The sequence below is a fragment of the Zymobacter palmae genome, assembly GCF_003610015.1.
GTDB lineage: Bacteria > Pseudomonadota > Gammaproteobacteria > Pseudomonadales > Halomonadaceae > Zymobacter > Zymobacter palmae.
This window is the reverse complement of sequence record NZ_AP018933.1, coordinates 1,935,435-1,955,157: the sequence shown is the minus strand read 5'-3', so window position 1 is coordinate 1,955,157 and position 19,723 is coordinate 1,935,435. Positions and strand designations below refer to the sequence as shown.

The window sequence follows — 19,723 nt, the reverse complement described above, 5'->3', positions numbered from 1 at the left end:
ATCGAAGGAGTCGGTCCGTGGTTCATCTCTCTGCCTGTGCGCTTGGTGTGATGCGCGATGAGCGGGCACTGTTCAAAGATCTGACGTTGACCGTCGGGACGGGGCAGCTATGCCGCATCGAAGGGCCCAACGGCAGTGGCAAGACGACATTGCTGCGCGTACTGTGCGGTCTTATTTCCGATTATGATGGTGGGGTATGTTGGCAAGGCACACCGATTGAGAAAGCGCGTCATGCCTATGCCGCTGCGCTTGTTTATCTCGGTCATCGTACGGGCGTGAAGATGGCGCTGACGCCGATCGAGAATCTGCAGGCGTTCTGGGGACTATCGGGCTATCCCACCTCTGATCTTGATGAGCGTTGCTGGCGAGCATTGGATGCTGTTGGCCTGGTAGCCTTCGCTGATCTGCCGGTAGGGCAGCTGTCGGCGGGACAGCAGCGCCGCGTGGCGTTGGCGCGGCTCCACCTGCGCGAGGTTCCGTTGTGGCTGTTGGACGAGCCGTTCACGGCGGTCGATCAGAGCGGCGTGCTCCAGCTTGAAACGTGGATTCGTGCGCACTGTGAGCGGGGCGGTGCCGTCGTGCTGACCTCTCATCAACCGCTCGTCGAGCTTAAACCCGATCTTTGCGTGTGTCTGGACGGACAGGGAGGGCACCGTGTCGTCACCTGATGCCGCTCAACCGCTGATGTCGCTTTGGCAGTCAGCCTGCTATGCCTTGCAGCGTGAATGGCGGCTGTGCTGTCGCCAGCGCAGCGAATGGCTGCAGCCGCTGGCATTCTTCATTGTGGTGATCGCGCTTTTCCCGCTCGGGTTGAGCGGCGATCTGGCAGCACTGCGCGTCTTTGCCCCCGGTATCATCTGGGTGGCGGCCCTGCTGGCGGTGCTGCTATCGCTGGATCGGCTGTTTCGCGATGACTACCTCGATGGTGTGATTGAGCAGTGGGTGCTGTCACCGCAGCCACTGGTGCTATCTGTCACCGTCAAGGTGATGCTGCACTGGTGCCTGAACGGCTGCCTGCTAGCGCTGATCTCGCCATTATTGGGCGTTATGCTGGGACTCTCTTGGCAGGAAGTGGCGGTGCTGGCCTGTTCGCTGGTGCCTGGGAGCTTCGTGCTGGCGTGGATTGGGGCTATCGGTGCGGCGCTGACCGTATCGTTGCCGCGAGGTGGTGTCCTGCTGTCACTGCTAATGCTGCCGCTGTATGTGCCAGTGCTGATTTTTGGTGCGGGCTTAGTGCGTATGGTGGCGCTGGGGTTGCCGTGGTGGCCGGTCATGGCCTTGCTGGGTGGACTGATGGCAACCGCGCTATTGATGGCGCCCTGGGTCGTGGCATATGCGCTACGCTTGAATATCAGCACGCAGTAAATAATCGAACGATAACAACAACCTTACCTTTCAATGCTCCGACGCCAGCGCTTTGCTTTCATCCTGCCCGCTGGCGTGAACGACAAGGCTATCCGTCATGTGGCACTACCTGCATCAATGGGCTTCTCCCAAATGGTTCTATCAGCGCAGCGGTCGCTGGCTGCCGTGGCTGGCTGCACTTACCCTGCTGACGCTGGCTGTGGGGTCGATATGGGGGCTGGTTATCGCGCCACCTGACTATCAGCAGCATGACAGCATGCGCATCATGTATGTGCATGTGCCGACGGCCATCCTGTCTGAAAGCGTGTACCTACTGATGGCGCTGTGCAGCGCTGTCTTCCTGATCTGGCGTATCAAACTGGCAGACATGCTGGCCTCGGTGATGGCACCGTTTGGGGCCGCTATGGCGTTTCTGGCACTGTTCACAGGAGCCGTATGGGGTATCCCTACCTGGGGAACGTGGTGGACATGGGATGCTCGGCTCACGTCAATGCTGGTACTGCTGTTCCTGTATCTGGGTGTGATTGCGCTGCGCGGTGCGTTCCAGCAGATGCTGGCAGGTGCGCGCGCTGCGGGCATTATCGCGTTGGTGGGGTTGGTTAATCTGCCAATCATCAAATATTCCGTGGTGTGGTGGAACACGCTGCATCAGGCGTCATCGTTTTCCATTGCCCATAAGCCCGCCATGCCTGCCTCAATGTGGTTGCCGCTACTGGTCATGATCGTGGGGAGCTATCTGTTCATGGTAACGCTGATCATGATGCGTACGCGCAGCGAGATTCTGCGGCGTGAGGCGGGGATGGCGTGGGTCAAGCAGCTGGCGCAGGCGCCGATGTCCAAGGAGGACGCAGCATGATGTGGTTTTCCAGCATTCACGAGTTTCTCACTATGAAGGGCTATGGGCTGTACGTGTGGCCTGCGTGGGGTGTTACTGCCGCTGTGCTGCTGGGGTTGGTGCTGCATGCTCGGATTGAGCGACGACATGTGATGGCGATGCTGTCGCGGCAGCAGCGGCGCAATGATGCGATGGCGCGACGAGGGAATGCATCGATGCCGGAAGGAGAATCGCCATGAGGCCTCGGCAACGACAGCGATTGATCGTAGTGGTGGGCATCGTTGCACTGGCTGCCGTGGCCGTCGGGCTGTTGGTGTATGCACTACGGGCTAACATGAACCTCTTTTATACCCCAGAGCAGATCGTGGCGGGTGAAGCCCCGAGCGGTCACGCGCTGCGTGCTGGTGGGGTGGTGAAAGTCGGTAGCGTGCAACGCGCGGCCGACTCGTTGCAGGTCAGCTTCGTGATCACGGACTTCAAGGCGGAGATCGACGTGCGCTATGACGGGATGCTCCCGGATCTGTTTCGTGAAGGGCAGGGCGTTGTCGTGACGGGCCAACTGCTGGACAAGGGACATCTGCAGGCCTCGCAGGTACTGGCCAAACATGACGAAAAATATACCCCGCCTGAAATCAGCACCATCGTCACGCAAGGCACTGTGGCACGACCGCATAATCGCTAGCCCGATGTTGTGGTTGAACGTGCCTGTTCTAGACGGTGCCTGTCTTCGTCGCATGGGGCACTACGCTGTTCAACAAGGATGAATGAATGGAATGGATACCCGAACTGGGGCTGTTGGCACTGCTAGCGGCGATGGTCAGTGCTGTGCTGCAGGCTGTCATGCCGTGGGCGGGGCTGACCTGGCGTCGCCCACTGTGGATTGCCATGGCTGGGCCGCTGACCTGCCTGCAGACGTTTTGCGTGCTGGTAGCGTACGGCATTCTGACTTACTGCTTTGCCGTTAATGAGTTCAGCGTGGCTTTTGTGGCCGAGCATTCTAACCGAGCGCTGCCGCTCTATTATCGTCTATGCGCGGTGTGGGGCGGGCATGAAGGCTCGATGTTGCTGTGGGTGGCCTTGCTATCGCTGTGGGCGTTGGCGGTATGCGCGCTGGCCCGTTCGCTGCCCAGTGTACTAAAAGCGCGTGTGCTGGCCGTAATGGGGCTGATCAGTGCCGCTTTTCTGATCTTCATCGTTGCAACATCTAACCCTTTTGAACGTGTGCTGTTGCCGGTGCCCGCCGAAGGGATTGACCTCAATCCCATGCTGCAAGACATCGGCCTGATCATTCATCCTCCGATGCTCTATCTGGGGTACGTCGGGTTTTCCGTGGCGTTTTCTTTTGCCATTGCGGCGCTGTGGAGTGGTCGTCAGGATGTGGCATGGACCCGCTGGGTGCGGCCGTGGACCAACGTGGCTTGGGCGTGCCTGACCGTGGGCATCGTGCTGGGCAGTTGGTGGGCCTATTACGAGCTGGGCTGGGGAGGTTGGTGGTTCTGGGATCCGGTCGAGAACGCGTCGCTGATGCCGTGGTTGACAGGGTGTGCGCTGGTGCATTCACTGGCGGCCACCGAGAAGCGTGAGGCTTTTAAGCGTTGGACGCTGCTGTTGGCTATCTTCACCTTTTCGCTGTCGCTGCTGGGCACCTTTTTGGTGCGTTCTGGGGTACTGACCTCGGTGCATGCTTTCAGCAATGACCCTTCGCGGGGTGGCGTTATTCTCGTCCTGCTGTTGATCACGATCGGTGGTTCGCTGGGACTGTACGGCTGGCGAGCGCCGCGGCTTTCCAGCTATGTCACGTTTAGCTGGCTGTCGCGTGATCTGTTTCTGCTGCTCAACACGGTCGTGATGCTGGTGATGATGCTGACTGTGCTACTGGGCACGCTGTACCCATTGGCGTTGGACGCGCTTGGGTTGGGGCGTATTTCGGTGGGGCCTCCCTATTTCAATCTAATCTTCCTGCCGCTGGGAGCCGTGCTGTGTGTGCTGATGGGCATTGCGCCCCTACTGCGTTGGAAAAGCATGCCCGCCGCGCTGCTGTGGTGTCGGTCGCAGTGGCTGCTTGCCGTGGTGCTGGTGCTTGGGCCATTGCTGGCTTGGCATGAGATGACGCGCTTCGATCCGTGGGTCACGCTGGCCGCCATACTGGCGGTGTGGGTGGCACTGCCGCTGGCGCGTGACGCGATCGTGTCAGTGGCCAATGCGGGGGGGCTGAAAGGCCTTCGACGCCTGTCGCGCTGCTACTACGGCATGATGCTGGGGCATATCGGGCTGTCGTTCATCGTGCTGGGTATTGCCATCGTGTCGAATGCTAGCGTCGAGCGCGATGTCCGGATGCCGCATGGCGTCCCGATTGAGGTGGGCGATTACGATTTCATGCTGACCGGTGTGCGCCGTCAAGCCGGGCCCAACTATGACGCTGATGTGGCCACTTTGCGGGTATCGCGCGATGGACAGTTAGTGACCCATCTGTACCCGGAAAAACGCTATTTCCCGGCCAGCGGACAGGTGATGACCGAGACGGCGCTGGATGGTCATCTGAAACGTGACCTGTATGTCGCAATGGGGGAGTCGCTCGATAAGGGTAGCAGCTGGGCGATGCGCATCCAGATCAAGCCGCGCGTGCGCTGGATCTGGTTGGGCGGATTGCTGGTTGCAGCGGGAGCTTTGTTGGCGACGATGGATCGACGCTACCGCTTCTACAAGCGCTGCATGAGAGAGTGCCCTGACAAGCAAGAAGGTACACAGGAGGTTCAAGGATGAAAACGAGTCAACGGTGGGTGTGGCTTCCGCTGATTATCTTCATCGCACTGGTGATCGTGTTGGGCGTAGGGCTATTGACCCGTCAGCAGGATCGCCCTTCGGCACGCTTGGCCACGTCGTTCCCGGCTTTTTCGCTGCCATCTCTGGACCGACAGACGGACAAGGAAGGCCCTGAACTGTTCGATGGTCAAATCACGCTGGTGAACGTATGGGGCAGCTGGTGCCCGAGCTGTGAGGATGAAGTGCCGGAGCTGTTGCAGTTGCAGCGGGAGGGTGTGCGTATCGTTGGCATCGCCTATCGCGACGAGCGCGACGATGCTCGGGGCTTTCTCGAACGGCACGGCAATCCCTATGCCGCCAATATCATGGATGCCGACGGCAGTCTGAGCTTCGATTTGGGGGTCTATGGGGCGCCGGAAACCTTTATCGTCGATGCCCACGGCGTGATTCGCTATCACCATGCCGGCGCGCTCACAGAACCTTTGATCGATGGGCAGATCCGGCCCCTACTGCAGGAGCTGGCGCATGAAACGTAAGGTCTATCGCTGGGGAGTGGGGGTGTTGTGTGGCTGGGCGCTGAATGTCGGAGCAGCCCAAACTGTCGAATTTCATGATCCAGCATTGCAATCGCGCTATGCGCAACTGGTGGATTCGTTGCGCTGCCCCAAGTGCGAGAACCAAGCGATAAGCAGTTCTAGCGCGCCAGTGGCCGTCGATATGCGGCGTCATGTGGCGGCTTGGTTGTCGAAGGGCTATAGCGATGAACGGATACAGGATGAGCTGGTCGCGCGGTTCGGTGAGTATGTGCTGTACCAGCCGCGGCTGTCGTCGCGAACGCTTTTGTTGTGGGCCGGCCCGGCGGTGCTGGGGGCGCTGGCGGCAGGAGGAATCATCCTGACCGTGCGCTCACGACGCTATCCGGTACAGGCTGAGCCGCTTGATCCTGATGAGCAAGCGCTGCTGCAGCGTGTTCTGGCGCGCCATCCTGACGATGAGCGTAAGGAGCACCGCGCATGATTTTGCTGATGATAGGGTGTTTGGTGCTGCTGGGAGCGTTGGCAGTGACGGTCGTGTATGCCGCGCACAGTGCGCCCGCGATGCGACGCAGCCTGATGATCGATCACTGTCACCCTTCGCGTGAAGTGGCCAATGTCATGGCCTATCGCGATGAACGTGCCGACATCGAGCGCGCGCATCGCGCCGGTGAACTGAACGATGATCAGTACGCGACGGCGTGCATGACTGTCGAACGTCGTCTGCTGAAAGCGATCCAATCCGGTGAAGATGTCGCAAGTGGCAGTGTCAACGCAGGAAAATGCGGTGCCTGCGGGGCCATGGTGGTAGCCGTTCTGGCGGTTATCGTGGGATACTTGCACTTTGGTGCACATGACGACCTCCGCCTGCACGAAGTCTGGCAGAGCGTCGCCGAGCGCCCGCGTGCCACGGTACAGGACTATGTCGATAGTCTTGAGCCTTTGGCGCGCCTGCAGCCACACAACCCCCATGTCTGGGCGGTGCTGTGGCCGCTCTATACGAACATTGGGCACTATGACGAAGCCATATTTGCCCTCAGACAGCAGATGCGTATCGAAGGAGAGTCGACGCAAGGGCTGGCTCAACTGGCCCAGATGCGGTTCATGGCAGCGGGTGGGGTGGTGACACCCGAGGTGGCCGTACTGTGCCGCCAAGTGCTGGCCGTCGAGCCGGAGCACCCCGCCATCCAGGGCATGCTGGGCGTGGCCGCCTATACGCGCCATGACTATCGGGGCGCACTCGAACACTGGCAGCTGGCACTCGACGGCGGTGCGGATGCCGAAGGGCTGGGCGCACGGCTGCGTGAGAACATGGCGCAGGCCCGTCAGCAGCTACAGGCGCTGGGACCTCCTTCTACGCTACCTGCACGACACGCACAGTAACGGAAGTCAGGATGCGATTAACCTCGATCAGGCTGGCAGGATTCAAATCATTCGTTGATCCGGTCACCGTCCCCTTTGAAGGCAACATGACCTGTATTGTCGGGCCCAACGGCTGTGGCAAGTCCAACGTCATCGATGCCGTGCGCTGGGTGATGGGTGAGTCTTCAGCGAAGATGCTGCGCGGCGAATCGATGGCCGACGTCATCTTCAACGGTTCAACGGGACGCAAGCCCGTCGGGCAGGCCTCTATCGAACTGACCTTCGATAATAGCGATGGCTCGCTGGGTGGCATGTATGCCCAGTATGCCGAGCTGTCGGTCAAGCGCATCGTCACTCGCGACGGTCAGTCGACGTATTTTTTCAATGGTGAAAAGTGCCGCCGTCGCGATATCGCGGATCTCTTCATGGGCACCGGCCTTGGGCCGCGTTCTTATGCCATCATCGGACAGGGCATGATCTCGCGGCTGGTAGAGGCTCGCCCCGATGAATTGCGCGCCACGCTTGAAGAGGCGGCGGGTATTTCGCGCTACAAGGAACGCCGCAAGGAAACTGAACAGCGTATGCGGCGTACGCGCGACAACCTCGAACGTCTCGATGACCTGCGTGAAGAGCTGGATCGACAGCTGGAACGCTTAAAACGTCAGGCCGATGCGGCGCGGCGCTATCGCGATCTCAAGGAACAGGAACACCGCCTCAAGGGTGAACTGGCGTTGCTGCGGCGCAATGCATGGCGCGCCCGCCAGCAGGAAGCCGAGTCGCAGGTGCGCGCGCTGGAAATCGCCCGCGAAAAGAACATTCATGGTATTCGTGAGTGCGAACGCCTGCTGGAAGAGCACCGCTTCAGCCACGATGGGCTGGCCGAGTCGCTTGATGAACACCAGCGGCGCTTTTCCGACACTACTGCGACAGTGGCACGCCTTGAGCAGCAGCTCGAATACGCCCGCACCCGAGAGCGCCAGCTGGCCGTCGAATTGGCGCGCGTTCAGCAGGAAAAGGCAGAGTTCGATCAGCTGGCCAGCACTGACCAGCTGCGCCAGCAGGAAATCGAAGAGCGTCTGGAAGCGCTGGCGCTCGACCGCGAAGAAGCGGCAGAGACGATGGCGCAGCTGGAGCTGGAACAGGCCGAACTGGGTGAGCGCCAGCAGCAAGCACAGGCAGCCTGGGAACGAATTCAACAGCAGAGCGGTGAGCAGACCCGTGGTGCAGAGCGGGCGCAGGGCGAGGTACGCCGCCTTGAAGAACAGCGCGCGGATATCGACCGCCAGCATCAACAGCGTCAGCAACAGCTTGCCGAAGTGCCCGATATGGCGCTGCTGGATGAAGAGTTAGCCGAACTGGCCCTGATTCGTGAGCAGGACGCCGAGCAGCTTCAGCAGCAGGAAGAAGAACGCCAGCGTCTGCGCGAGCAGCGCCAGCAACTGAATGACACGCAGCAGCGGGTGCAGAAAGAACGTGAGACGCTGCTGACTCGCCAGAATACGCTGCTTGGCGAACGATCTTCCTTGCAGGCACTGTTGGCCGCGGCGCTCGACCACGATGATCAGCAGCGCCAGCATGCACTGACAGCTGCCGGGCTTGATCACGCACCGCTGTTGGCAGAACGTCTGAGCGTCGAACCAGGTTGGGAGGCCGCCGTGTCATGGGTATTGGCACCGTGGCTAGATGCCCGCATGGCGTCCATTGAGGCGCTGAATCAGCTTGCGCTGGAAAAAGGCGAGCTGGGTGTGATTGATGATCGCGTCGCTACACCCGTGGAGGGGTCGCTGGCGGCTCTCGTGCAGGGCGCGGGTGGGTTGACAGCGTGGCTCAATGGCATTCGTGCTGTCGATGAAGACGCCGATGCTTGGTCACGGGCGGCAACGCTGACGGGTGGCGAGAGCCTAATCACGCGCAGTGGGCTGTGGATCGGCCACGGTTGGGCGCGTCGGTTGGGCGAGCAGGCTCGTGATGATAGCGTGATGGCCCAGCGTCGCCGACTGGATGATATTGATGCAGAGCTGGCGCAGCTTGACGCGCAACTGGAAGCCATGACCGCACAGCTTTCGGATATCGCTGCGCGCCAGCAGAGCGGTGATGATCGGCTTGAGCAGCTGCACGAAGAAGCCGCACGCCATACCGAGCAGTCTCGCCAGCATGAGGCGGCTTGGGCGGGGTTGTCATCACGCGTTCAGCACCTCAAAGGGCGTCGCGAAGAATTGGCGGCAGAGCTGATGACCTTGGCCGAACGCCGTGAGGAAAATGCACTGGCGCTGGAAGAATGCCGTGAGCGGTGGCAGATGGCCATCGACGTGGCTGAAACATCGGCAGCCGCACGCGAACAGCAAGCCAGCGAACGTCAGCAGGCCAATGAAGCGTGGCAGCATTTGCAGACGCGACTGGCCCCTGCGCGCGAACGTCAGTCCCAGCTGGCGCTGGAAGCGCAGCGGTTGACGACGGAACTGGAAGGCATGCAGCGTACCCAAGCACGCGGTGCCGATCAACGTCAGCGTCTTGACGAGCGATATGCTGCGTTGCAGGAAGAGCGTGAGACGCTCATTGAGCCTCAGGAAATGCTGAAAGCGCAGCTGGACGACTACCTTGATCAGAGAACGCGCGAAGAAGCCGCGTTGACGGCGGTACGCGATCGTACTCGCCAGCTGGCGGAGCAGATGCGCGATAGCGAACAGAAGCGCCAGCAGTTCGAGAAGGATCAGGAGCAACTGCGCACGCAGATCGAAACGTTACGGTTGCAGGTGCAAGAGCATGCACTCAAAGCGGATGCGCAGGAAGAACAGTTGGTTGAACTGGGTCTTGAACTGACCGCGTTGATGCAGCAGCTGCCCGAGGATGCGAGTGAATCGGCCTGGCAGAATGCGTTGGAAGAAACATCAGCGCGAATCAAACGTTTAGGTGCGATCAACTTGGCCGCTATAGAAGAATACGAGCAGCAAGCCGAACGCCGTAACTATTTGGAAGCACAGCACAGCGAGCTGACGGATGCGCTGGATACGCTCGAAAAAGCGATCCGCAAGATCGATCATGAAACCCGCACGCGTTTCCGTGCCACCTTTGAAGAGGTCAACCGGCGTCTGGGTGAGTTGTTCCCGCGCGTGTTCGGTGGCGGTGCGGCATGGCTGACGCTGACGGGAGATGATTTGCTGGAAACGGGGGTTGCGATCATGGCGCGTCCCCCCGGTAAGAAGAACAGCACCATCCATTTGCTGTCAGGCGGTGAGAAGACGATGACGGCGCTTTCGCTGGTGTTTGCTATCTTTCAATTGAATCCTGCTCCGTTCTGTATGCTGGACGAGGTGGACGCGCCGCTCGACGATGCTAACGTGGGGCGTTATGCACGGCTGGTGCGTGATATGTCCGCAACCGTTCAGTTCATTTACATTACGCACAACAAGATAGCGATGGAGGCCGCCGATCGTCTGATGGGGGTCACCATGCAGGAACCCGGCGTCTCGCGGCTGGTGGCGGTCGATATCGAGGCGGCAGCGGCGCTGGCGGAGGCATAAGGAAGGTGGCAATGCTGTGGAACCTGTGTAGACATGACTTGGCATTGCCACAACGGTTGACCATAATTCTATGTTGACAAACAGTCGCTTCGTGCTGTTACGGATGATAATTCTCCGGGCAAGCCGTGTGAAACGGCTGTTCGATACATGATAATCAAGGAGACCGCCGCATTCGGGTAACCGAAGACAGGACGTACAGTGCGGTGGCAAGGCTCGAGACAGGCTGGACACGATGGAACTGAGAGAGTGGCTGATTATTCTGGGACTGATACTGATGGCGATCATCGTCATTGATGGCGTGCGTCGTCTACAGCGCCAGCGTCAGTCCTCGCGCCTTGATGCCGGGCGCGCTGCCCAGCACGAGAAGAGCGATGACGACATTGCGCGACAGACCGAATGGGAATTGCCCAACGGTGGCGCTCGTGTGGTCAAGGAAGCGACCGTACAGCCGCCCCCTGTTCGCCAAGCCTCAGCCTTTGAACGCAAAGGGTTGAAGACGCGCATTCCTGAAAGTGAGGCCCCTTCCGCTACCGTGCAGACCGCTTCAGTGGTCGATGCGGCGCGCGCCACTCCTGCTGTAATGACAACGACAACAACCGCCGCCGCCGAAACGCCCGCTGATGGTGCTCGTTCCGCCGCGGCAGCAGAGGCTGATGCTATGACCGATGCTGCGCTTATGGAGGCCTCCACGCCCACTCAGAGTGAACCTGCGGCAACCGATATGCCGGAGCCCACTCACCATCAGGAGCGTGTCGACCGTGCGATTGACGCGCCGGATGCCGGTGATGTCGCCGATGTGGTACCGCAGGAAGCCGTCGTTCATGATGATGAAGACGACGAGGCTTTGCAGCACGACGATGAGGCGCAGGAAGACGAACTGGCCCCCGAGCCTTTTGACGTTCCAGAAGAAGAGGCGGTTGATGATCCGCGCTACGAAGGGCTGTCGGAAATCCTGTGGCGTCGTCCGCTTGATAGCCTGGCGCATATGAAGGAAGTACTGGCCGAACGCCGTGAACGTAAGGCGCAGGCACGCGAAGAAGCGCGCGTTCGCCGTCTGGAAGCGCGCGCGCGTCGTGCCGAAGAAAAAGAGAAGCGCCGGGCTGAGAAGGAAGCGGCTCAGCAGCAGGCTCGTGAAGAAGCACAGGCCTTGCAGGCTCAGCAACGTGAAGAGGACGACCGTGCTCGGGCACAGCAGGCGGCGCGCACTCATGCTCATCGAGAGGATCCGCTTGCGCCGCTGGACGATGACGACCCGTTGTTCGCACCGTCGTCACGTCGCCGCGAACCGTCGCGAGACGCTTACGTTGAAGAACGGATCGATGATGCGTACGGCGACGACGACGACGATTATCGGGACGCTGACGAGCCTCGGCAGTATGCCGAAGACGTTTACGAGGATCAGGACGATGAGCCTGAGTGGGACGACCGCGATGCTGTGAGTGCTCGCCACCCGGATATCGAACGTGCCCGCCGTCACCTCGTTAATGGTACGCAAGCACGTGAAACGTTGGCGTCGGCCTCCGAAGTCATCGCAATTGCGGTGATGGCACGTGATGGTGAAACCTTCGATGGCATGGCGCTGTTGAAGCTGATGCTGGCCTGCGGGCTGCGCTACTGCCCCACGACGCGCGTCTTCCACCGTTTCGAAACCGATGACGACAACAGCCCGTTGCAGTTCTCGGTCATTGATACTCTGAAGCCGGGCGAATTTCCGCTCGATGAGATGGACGAGTTCAGTACGAAAGGAGTATGGCTGCTGATGCCGATGCCTGGGGCTGATGAGCTGAGCACGGCATTCGAAGCGATGTATGAAACCGCACGCGCCATTGCGCGCTACCTTGACGGTGAACTGCGCGATGAAAACCAGAGCGTGATCACTGCCCAGACGGTCGAGTTCTCGCGCCAGCGCGTACAGGAGTTTGAACGCCGCGCCAAACTGTATCACGCCTCTCACTGAGGCACTGCTAGCCGAGGCCAGCAGTGGTATCATAAACGTTCCTGACAAGCGCATTTTTCTGTAGTGACCGGGCCTGTGCACAGTGTGTATCAGGCCCGGTGTCGTATGCTGCGCCGTTCTGCCGATCAAGGAGGCACCGTGACTGCCGAAACCGTTCCCGCTGATGTGCTGCACGAAGTAGAGACCCTGCGTCAGCAGCTTCATGATGCCAGCTTCCGCTATTACATCCTCGACGCGCCACAGCTGCCCGATGTCGAGTACGATCGTCTGTTTCGTCGCCTGCAGCAGCTCGAAGAGCAGTATCCGGCCGTCGTCTCACCCGATTCTCCGACTCAGCGCGTAGGCGCACCTGTTTCATCCGGCTTCCCCAAGATCACCCACGCGGTGCCGATGCTGTCGCTGGACAACGCCTTCAGTCATGAAGAACTGACCGCGTTCGTTGAACGCGCCGCAGACCGCTTGGAGTGCAGTGGCGACGATCTCCAGTTCTGCTGTGAGCCCAAGCTCGACGGCTTGGCCGTTTCGCTGCGCTATGAACAAGGGCAATTGGTAGAAGGGGCTACGCGCGGCGATGGTCGCGTGGGTGAAGGCATCATCGGCAACCTGCGCACCATCAGCACGATTCCACTTAAGCTGCACGGTGATGACCTGCCCGAACTGCTGGAAGTGCGCGGTGAAGTGTATATGCGCCACTCATCCTTCGAGCGCCTCAACGAGGACGCGCGCAAAGACGGCAGCAAGGTCTTCGCCAATCCCCGCAACGCGGCGGCGGGCAGTCTGCGTCAGCTTGACCCGGCCATCACACGTCAGCGCTCGCTGGAGTTCTGCGCTTACCAGATTGCGCAGCTGGACGAACATCGCCAGCAGCCCAGCCATTCCCGCCAAATGGCGTTGCTAAAAGCGTGGGGGTTCCGTCCCAATCCGCTGCTGGAAGTGGTGACGGGCAGCGAGGGCATCATCACTTACTGTGAGTCGCTGGGTGAACGTCGCCCAACGCTCGATTACGATATCGATGGTGCGGTGCTGAAGATCGACGATCTACGACAGCAGCGTGAACTAGGGTTCGTATCGCGCGCACCGCGCTGGGCGATTGCCTATAAGTTTCCCGCCCAAGAGCAAGTGACGACGGTCGAAGACGTGGCCTTTCAGGTGGGGCGTATTGGCACCCTGACCCCGGTAGCCAAGCTGGCACCGGTTCAGGTGGCAGGCGTTACGGTCTCCAACGCGACACTGCACAATATGGATGAAGTCGAACGACTGGGTGTGAAGATCGGCGACAGCGTCATTATCCGCCGCGCGGGCGATGTCATTCCGCAGGTTGTGGGTGTGATCGAAGACCGTCGCCCAGAAGACGCGCGCGATATCGTTATGCCCGATACCTGTCCGGTATGCGGTGCCGATGTCGAGCGCCTTGAAGGCGAAGTGGCCGCACGCTGTTCGGGCGGTTTGTTCTGCGCGGCACAGCGCAAAGAAGCCCTGAAGCATTTTGCGAGCCGTCGTGCACTGGATATCGTGGGATTGGGCGACAAGCTGATCGAACAATTGGTCGATCATGGCTGGGTCGATACGCCAGACAAGTTGTTCAAGCTGATCAGCTCGCAGCTGGCAAGTCTGCCGCGCATGGGTGAGAAGTCGGCGGCCAATCTTGTGGTGGCGCTGGAAAAAGCGCGTCACACTACACTGGCACGTTTCATCTATGCTATCGGTATCCGTGAAGTGGGCGAAAGCACGGCCGCCGCACTGGCACGCCATTTCGGTACGCTTGAAGCATTGATGGCTGCCGATGAGGAAACGCTGACGGCGATACCTGATATTGGGCCTATCGTGGCCCGCCATATCCGCACCTTCTTCGAGCAGGAACATAACCGCGAAACCGTGCACGCATTGCGTGATGTAGGCGTGACTTGGGATGAAACAATCATCGAAGAGCGTGACCAGCCGCTGGTCGGTGAAACGTGGGTGCTGACCGGTACGCTGGATGTCATGACACGCGACCAAGCCAAAGAGCATCTGCTGGCACTGGGCGCAAAAGTAAGTGGCAGCGTGTCGAAGAAGACGGCTGTCGTGGTGGCTGGGCCGGGGGCAGGCAGCAAGCTGAGCAAGGCGGAATCGCTGGGCGTCACCGTGATGGACGAGGCCGCGTTCTTGGCCCGTCTAGCCGAGCTGGGCATCACAACGCCGTAACATCACCACATGCACAACGGGAGGTCGCGAAATGGACGATCGCTTTATTGAAGTGCCCGTCAGCATGGTGCCTGACGACACGCTGGCCCGTCTGCTGAGTGAATTCGTTTCACGCCAAGGAGCGGATAGCACTGACACCGAAGACGGTGAAATGGGGTGGGTGGCACAGCTCAAGCCGCAGCTGCAGCGCGGTAAGCTGGTCATCATGCATGATCTACAGACGGAAACCACCGAAGTCATGACGCGTGAACAGTGGCGTGACTTCCAGCGCCAGCTGGCGGCGCAGGAAGGCGATGGCAACGTTTACTAACGCCCGCCATCTCTGCATCTCTTGAATCAAAGCGCCCCGTGTCGGAACACGGGGCGCTTTGTCTTTTATGGTTCATCACGGTCGATGGTGCAAGCTCTAACCGCAGTCGCTATTGATCTACCACTGAGCCGTCAATGTGCAGGCGGGTTTTGAGTGGGCGGCGGTAGGGAAAGCGTTCTTCCAGCCGGTCCGACAGTGCAATACCGATACCGGGACGCGTCGGAATGCTCATGAATCCGTCCTGACAGGCAAAGGTCTCCTTGACCATGTCCTTCTTGCGCACGCCACCTTCCACTCCCGTTGCGCCGAACCGTTCGGACAGTGCCGGTTGGTCGTCTCCGGGGTATTCCAGCAGTGCAAAGTTGGGAATGCTGACGGCGATCTGCAGACAGGCGGCGGTCGATACGGGACTCAGCGGATTGTGGGGGACCACCATGAGATCGTTGGCCTCCGCCAGTGCTGCGATCTTCTTCGCGCCGGTGATGCCGCCACACATGCAGACATGGGGTCGCAGATAGGCTGCGGTTTTGCGCCGAATCAGCATCGCGAATTCTTGCGGGTTGCTGAGCCGTTCCCCCGTGGCGATGGGAACGGAAATCTTGCGGGCCACCTCGGCCATGTTGTCGATATTGTCGGCCCCCACCGGGTCCTCAATAAAGCACGGATGGAAAGGGGTAATGCCTTCCGCCAGCACGATGGCACCGGCAGGCTTGAGACGCCGATGCACCTCAATGCAAAGATCGACGTCGTTGCCTACTGCTTCACGGTACCGACCGATGCGCTCAATGACATTGCCGATCTCACGTGCGTGGGGTTCGAAATAAGGGGTGTCGCGCGATTCATCCAGAAACGGCGACAGATGGCAGTAAACCCTTCGGCCTTTGCGTGCTTGAGCTGGGCGATGGTTTCTTCAGTGGTGCGCCCTCCCCCCCCCCCCCGTGTGCGCGTATACCCGTACCTTGTCGCGGCAGCGGCCCCCCCCAGCAAGTTGTACACCGGTGTGTCGTAGAACTTGCCCGCGATATCCCATAACGCAATATCGACAGCACTGATCGCGCTCAGGATGGCAGCACTGCGGAAGTGCCAGCAGCGGTACATGTATTGCCAGTGGTGCTCGATCCGAAGTGGATCCTGGCCGATCAGGTAGGTGCGCAGGGTGTTGATGGCCCCAGCTGAGGCTTCTAAGAAGCCCCAGGTGCCGGATTCTCCGATGCCGACCAGCCCTTCATCGGTATCGACTTCAACGAACATATAGCGGTTGGCGAGGCGAACGCGGACATCAGTGATCTTCATCAGCCGTCAGGTTCCTTCATCCGTGGCAAATGATGGCGTCACGACGATCATTACCATAAACGGCAGGGGATGCCTTGTGATGACTTAGACAGCTTGGGTCTGTTGATACGCCTTGCGCGCTGGTGCTGAATGCGGTCGATTTATGGATACGGATGATGAAACGTGAACGCGAGGGTTCGTCAGCAGGGTTAGCGAGAGCATGGCGCTGAATACGATCAGTTCATGATTGAGGATGACGAAACGCCAACGCTCTCAGCTCTCTTTTTGTTGCTTGTGAACGCGAGGGTTCGTCAACAGAATTGCTGTGAGCATGGCGCATGGGCGGTTCGAGTGGCCCATGCGCGAGTTGGCATCATCGCTTCCGGCTCAGCTTTTGCTGCGTTTGAGGTCTGCGATCAGACGGCGGCCGGGTTGTAGGTGGTCGACGATGGCCATCTCCAGTGGTAGCGGCTCGTGGCAGATACGTGATGCCAATAGTTCGGCGCACAGCGGGCTGCCTACCATGCCGCGAGAGCCCTGTGCCACGCTGACCCATAGGTTGGGGTGGTATTGGCCTTTTTCGTCGCTGGAGAAGCGCTTGGCGTCGTCTGCCAGTCCGGCATAGGCCTGCTGCCACTGTTCGGCAACGGGAGCTTGCCCGACGAACGGTGACTTGTCAGGACTGGCGCAGCGAATGCCGGCTTTGCCTTCCATCTTGTCATTCCAGCCTTGTTCAACCAGCGCTTCCGCACAGGCCGGCAGCATGTCCTGCAGCTCGGCCATATTGTGCAGATGATCTTCCATTTTCAGACTGTCATCGGTCGAGCGTGGAATGAATGTTGCGCCGAAACACTGGCGGCCGTGAATGGCTGGGGGGGCATAGCCGCTGGCGCAGACCACGCAGGCTGGCGTAGGTGTGCCTTCTTCAACAGGCACATTGCTGACCTGCCCACGAATGGGCATCAAAGGAAGGTGAGCCAACGGGGGCACGTGATTGGCGCGCCAGGCGTTGGCCATAACGACGGCGTCTGCGTCCAGCGTGCTGCCATCATCCAGTGTCAGTGTCCAGCCACTGCCCTGTGGGGCAAGGTCGGTGACGGCATGGCGATGCTGGGTGATGCCCGGTGTCGCGGCCAGCGTTTCGCAGATCAGGTAGGGGCGTACCCAGCCTGCCAGCGGCGACAGCAGACCGTGGTAGACCTCATCGGTCAGCGGTGTGGCGACCAGTGCCTGTACGGCGTCTGGCTCGAGGCCGCGCATAACGGAATCCGGCAGGTCATGGTTGGCAAGAAATTTTCGCTGTCGCTGGGCTTCTTTCTCGGTCGTGGCCAGGCTTAGCACGCCACAGTCGTGCCACAGGCTATGTTCGGGGTCGAGACTATCGAGCAGGCGTCGAATATACAGCAGCGTGGAAAGATAGAAGCGGCTTTGCAGATTGGTGTCGACCGCCAGTTTGATGTACATCGCGCCTTGCAGGTTGCCTGACCCTTCGCGTCCCGGTGTTTTCGGGTCGATCAGGCTGACGCGAAGGCCGCGGCGTGCCAGCGCGTGGGCGGTTGAAGTGCCCGCAATGCCCGCACCAACGACGGCAACGTGACGGGGCACATCGTGCTCTTCTGGCGGGATGTACCACGGTGTGTGCTGGCGACGGGTATCGGTTAGCGGCACGTTGATCTGGCCACAGACCATTTCGCGCTTGCGACCGAAACCGTCTACTTTCTGCCAGTCAAAACCGGCTGCTTTCAGGCCGCGACGTACATCGCCTGCGCTGGTAAAGGTCGCGAATGTGGCCCCGGGTCGGCTGGCGCGTGCCATGCCCTCGTACAGAGCAGGTTGCCACATGTCAGGGTTCTTCGACGGGGCGAAGCCATCAAGGAACCATGCGTCCATGTGCCCTTCGAATTGGCCCAGTCGCTCAATAACATCGCCGAGGTGGATGTCGAGCGTCACGCGATCGGAGAGCGGTAGGCGATGAACGCCCAGTACGGGCTGCGGCCACAGTTGGATCAGGCGCTCGGCCTTATCCTGCAGCGCAGGCCAGGCCGCCAGCATACGGCGCAGGTCGTCGCGACGCAGCGGGAAGCGTTCGAAGGAGACAAGGTGCAGACGTGCCTCGGCAGGAGCATGCTGCTCGAAGCACGCCCAAGCACACAACATGTTGAGGCCTGACCCTAGCCCCGTTTCGCCGATGACGAACGGGCGGCGTTCGCGCCAAGACGCGAAGCGTTCGGGCAGCCGGTTATGGCGAATGAAGACATGCTCGGTTTCCTGCCGACCATCCTCACGGGAGAAATAGACATCGTCGAAGTGAGCTGCTGACGCAACGTCGTCGTCCCAGCGCAGTTCAGCGTGTTCGAGGCGCGTCAGCGGCGCAAGCGGAAGAGAAGCGGGCATGAGCATGTATTCCTGAAAGACTCGGAAACAGCAGTATATCGCACCGCCACGGCGCAGCGTCAGCAGCGTGTTGTCGCAAGAGTTGGGGAGTGCTTGAGGTTTTTTTCACCGAAATGATTCGCGGTGGTCTGGTGTAATTGGTTACGAAATAGACAATCTGTAGACGGCCTACGGCTTATCGGCATTTCCCCGCTGCCATCAGCAGGCCTTCAACAGGGTTATCCACATCAACTGTGGATGAAATGTGCCGACAGCGGATTGATAAACAACACTAAAGAGATGGGAAATGAAACGGGTGCGATCTGGCCGCACCCGCTGAACGATCAGGGCAGAACTTGACGGAACGGTTTGACGACGACCTTGGCGTATACGCCAGCGTCGACGTAGGGGTCAGTGTTGGCCCACTGCAGTGCCGCTTCGTAGCTGTCGAACTCGGCCACGACCAAGCTTCCGGTAACGCCTTCGCCTTCGATGAACGGGAACGGGCCGGCAATCGCCAGGCGTCCTTCGTCGCGCAGCGTATCAAGGCGTGCTAAGTGCGCAGGACGTACCGGCTTACGCAGCGGTGTGCTGTCCAATACGTCTTCGCTCATGATGGCATACAGCATGGTGTCTTCTCCCACTGAAAAAGTGATGCGTACAGGCGGCTTTCTTATTGGCCGTCATTGTCGTCCTGCGTCTTGTGTGCCAGTGCACCCTGACGGGCAAGCCAGATGCCTTGCGCCAGCACGAAGAGCACAGTCAGTCCCAGCATACCAAAGAGCTTGAACGTGACCCAGACGCTTTCACCGTAAAAGCGGTAGACCAGCAGGTTGACGATGGCGAGCGCGACGAAGAACACCACCCAGGCAATATTGAGACGATGCCACACGGTAGAGGGAAGACTGATCTCCTTGCCCATCATCATCTGCACCAGCGGCTGGCGCTTGCCGAACAGCGGTGACAACAGGAAGGCCAGTGCCATCACTAAATTGAGTACGGTCGGTTTCCAGACGATGAAGTGATCGTTGAGCAGTAATGTGGCTGCCCCGAAGCCCAGCACCAGTACTAAGGTGACGAGGTGGATCGGTTTAATGGCGCGGGAATACAGCCAGAGGCCTAGCACATGGATAACGGTGGCTACCATTAGGACGGCCGTGGCGATCTTGAGGTCGCCGTAGTACTTGTAGACGCCGAAAAAGATGGCAACGGGAAGGAAGTTGAGCAGGTTGTTCATCAGTAAAAAAG

At 59.8% G+C, this 19,723-nt stretch carries 18 protein-coding genes; 13 read left to right on the top strand and 5 right to left on the bottom strand.

From position 1 onward, the window contains the following. Window positions 1–17 precede the first annotated feature (17 nt). The 13 genes from ccmA (at window position 18) to ZBT109_RS08730 (ending at window position 14,830) form a co-directional block, all read left to right on the top strand. Window positions 18–668: a cytochrome c biogenesis heme-transporting ATPase CcmA gene (gene ccmA, locus ZBT109_RS08790; RefSeq protein ID WP_232012832.1), complete on the top strand. Its 651-nt coding sequence runs from the start codon at window positions 18–20 to the stop codon at window positions 666–668. Further along, on the top strand, window positions 655–1,365 hold the full coding sequence (gene ccmB / locus ZBT109_RS08785) for a heme exporter protein CcmB (RefSeq protein WP_027706041.1): 711 nt from the start codon (window positions 655–657) through the stop codon (window positions 1,363–1,365). Before ccmA ends, ccmB begins: the two co-directional genes overlap by 14 nt. Window positions 1,366–1,462: 97 nt before the next feature. Next, window positions 1,463–2,221, top strand: a complete 759-nt coding sequence (gene ccmC, locus ZBT109_RS08780) for a heme ABC transporter permease CcmC (protein WP_027706040.1) — start codon at window positions 1,463–1,465, stop codon at window positions 2,219–2,221. Beyond that, window positions 2,218–2,439 carry a heme exporter protein CcmD gene (gene ccmD, locus ZBT109_RS08775; protein ID WP_232012831.1) on the top strand — a complete coding sequence of 74 codons (222 nt, stop codon included), beginning with the start codon at window positions 2,218–2,220 and terminating at the stop codon, window positions 2,437–2,439. Before ccmC ends, ccmD begins: the two co-directional genes overlap by 4 nt. Next, complete coding sequence (gene ccmE / locus ZBT109_RS08770) at window positions 2,436–2,882, top strand: cytochrome c maturation protein CcmE (protein WP_027706038.1); 447 nt, start codon at window positions 2,436–2,438, stop codon at window positions 2,880–2,882. The genes ccmD and ccmE overlap by 4 nt, the downstream gene beginning before the upstream one ends. An 86-nt stretch (window positions 2,883–2,968) precedes the next feature. Then, window positions 2,969–4,963 (top strand): heme lyase CcmF/NrfE family subunit, encoded by a 1,995-nt coding sequence (locus tag ZBT109_RS08765; protein ID WP_027706037.1) that lies wholly within the window; start codon window positions 2,969–2,971, stop codon window positions 4,961–4,963. Beyond that, on the top strand, window positions 4,960–5,499 hold the full coding sequence (locus ZBT109_RS08760; protein ID WP_027706036.1) for a DsbE family thiol:disulfide interchange protein: 540 nt from the start codon (window positions 4,960–4,962) through the stop codon (window positions 5,497–5,499). Before ZBT109_RS08765 ends, ZBT109_RS08760 begins: the two co-directional genes overlap by 4 nt. Next, a complete protein-coding gene (locus tag ZBT109_RS08755; protein ID WP_027706035.1) occupies window positions 5,489–5,980 on the top strand; it encodes a cytochrome c-type biogenesis protein in 492 nt (163 codons plus the stop codon). The genes ZBT109_RS08760 and ZBT109_RS08755 overlap by 11 nt, the downstream gene beginning before the upstream one ends. Then, a complete protein-coding gene (gene ccmI, locus ZBT109_RS08750) occupies window positions 5,977–6,879 on the top strand; it encodes a c-type cytochrome biogenesis protein CcmI (protein WP_027706034.1) in 903 nt (300 codons plus the stop codon). Before ZBT109_RS08755 ends, ccmI begins: the two co-directional genes overlap by 4 nt. An 11-nt stretch (window positions 6,880–6,890) precedes the next feature. Next, window positions 6,891–10,379, top strand: a complete 3,489-nt coding sequence (gene smc / locus ZBT109_RS08745) for a chromosome segregation protein SMC (RefSeq protein ID WP_027706033.1) — start codon at window positions 6,891–6,893, stop codon at window positions 10,377–10,379. A 232-nt stretch (window positions 10,380–10,611) separates the two neighbouring features. Further along, complete coding sequence (locus ZBT109_RS08740) at window positions 10,612–12,336, top strand: cell division protein ZipA C-terminal FtsZ-binding domain-containing protein (RefSeq protein ID WP_027706032.1); 1,725 nt, start codon at window positions 10,612–10,614, stop codon at window positions 12,334–12,336. A 105-nt stretch (window positions 12,337–12,441) separates the two neighbouring features. After that, on the top strand, window positions 12,442–14,520 hold the full coding sequence (gene ligA / locus ZBT109_RS08735; RefSeq protein ID WP_051524169.1) for an NAD-dependent DNA ligase LigA: 2,079 nt from the start codon (window positions 12,442–12,444) through the stop codon (window positions 14,518–14,520). A gap of 31 nt (window positions 14,521–14,551) precedes the next feature. After that, window positions 14,552–14,830, top strand: a complete 279-nt coding sequence (locus tag ZBT109_RS08730) for a YheU family protein (protein ID WP_027706030.1) — start codon at window positions 14,552–14,554, stop codon at window positions 14,828–14,830. A gap of 109 nt (window positions 14,831–14,939) precedes the next feature. Here the strand turns inward: ZBT109_RS08730 and ZBT109_RS13970 are convergent, their stop codons facing one another. From ZBT109_RS13970 to ZBT109_RS08710, 5 genes are all read right to left on the bottom strand, one after another. Further along, window positions 14,940–15,608, bottom strand: coding sequence for a mandelate racemase/muconate lactonizing enzyme family protein (locus tag ZBT109_RS13970; protein WP_232012889.1), 669 nt, complete (start codon window positions 15,606–15,608; stop codon window positions 14,940–14,942). After that, window positions 15,584–16,123, bottom strand: a complete 540-nt coding sequence (locus tag ZBT109_RS13965) for a hypothetical protein (protein WP_197714331.1) — start codon at window positions 16,121–16,123, stop codon at window positions 15,584–15,586. The genes ZBT109_RS13970 and ZBT109_RS13965 overlap by 25 nt, the downstream gene beginning before the upstream one ends. A 366-nt stretch (window positions 16,124–16,489) precedes the next feature. Beyond that, window positions 16,490–18,496: a bifunctional tRNA (5-methylaminomethyl-2-thiouridine)(34)-methyltransferase MnmD/FAD-dependent 5-carboxymethylaminomethyl-2-thiouridine(34) oxidoreductase MnmC gene (gene mnmC, locus ZBT109_RS08720; protein ID WP_027706029.1), complete on the bottom strand. Its 2,007-nt coding sequence runs from the start codon at window positions 18,494–18,496 to the stop codon at window positions 16,490–16,492. Window positions 18,497–18,819: 323 nt separating this feature from the next. Continuing rightward, window positions 18,820–19,104 (bottom strand): YciI family protein, encoded by a 285-nt coding sequence (locus tag ZBT109_RS08715; RefSeq protein ID WP_027706028.1) that lies wholly within the window; start codon window positions 19,102–19,104, stop codon window positions 18,820–18,822. A gap of 44 nt (window positions 19,105–19,148) precedes the next feature. Next, on the bottom strand, window positions 19,149–19,712 hold the full coding sequence (locus ZBT109_RS08710) for an inner membrane-spanning protein YciB (RefSeq protein WP_027706027.1): 564 nt from the start codon (window positions 19,710–19,712) through the stop codon (window positions 19,149–19,151). Between the last annotated feature and the right edge of the window lie 11 nt (window positions 19,713–19,723).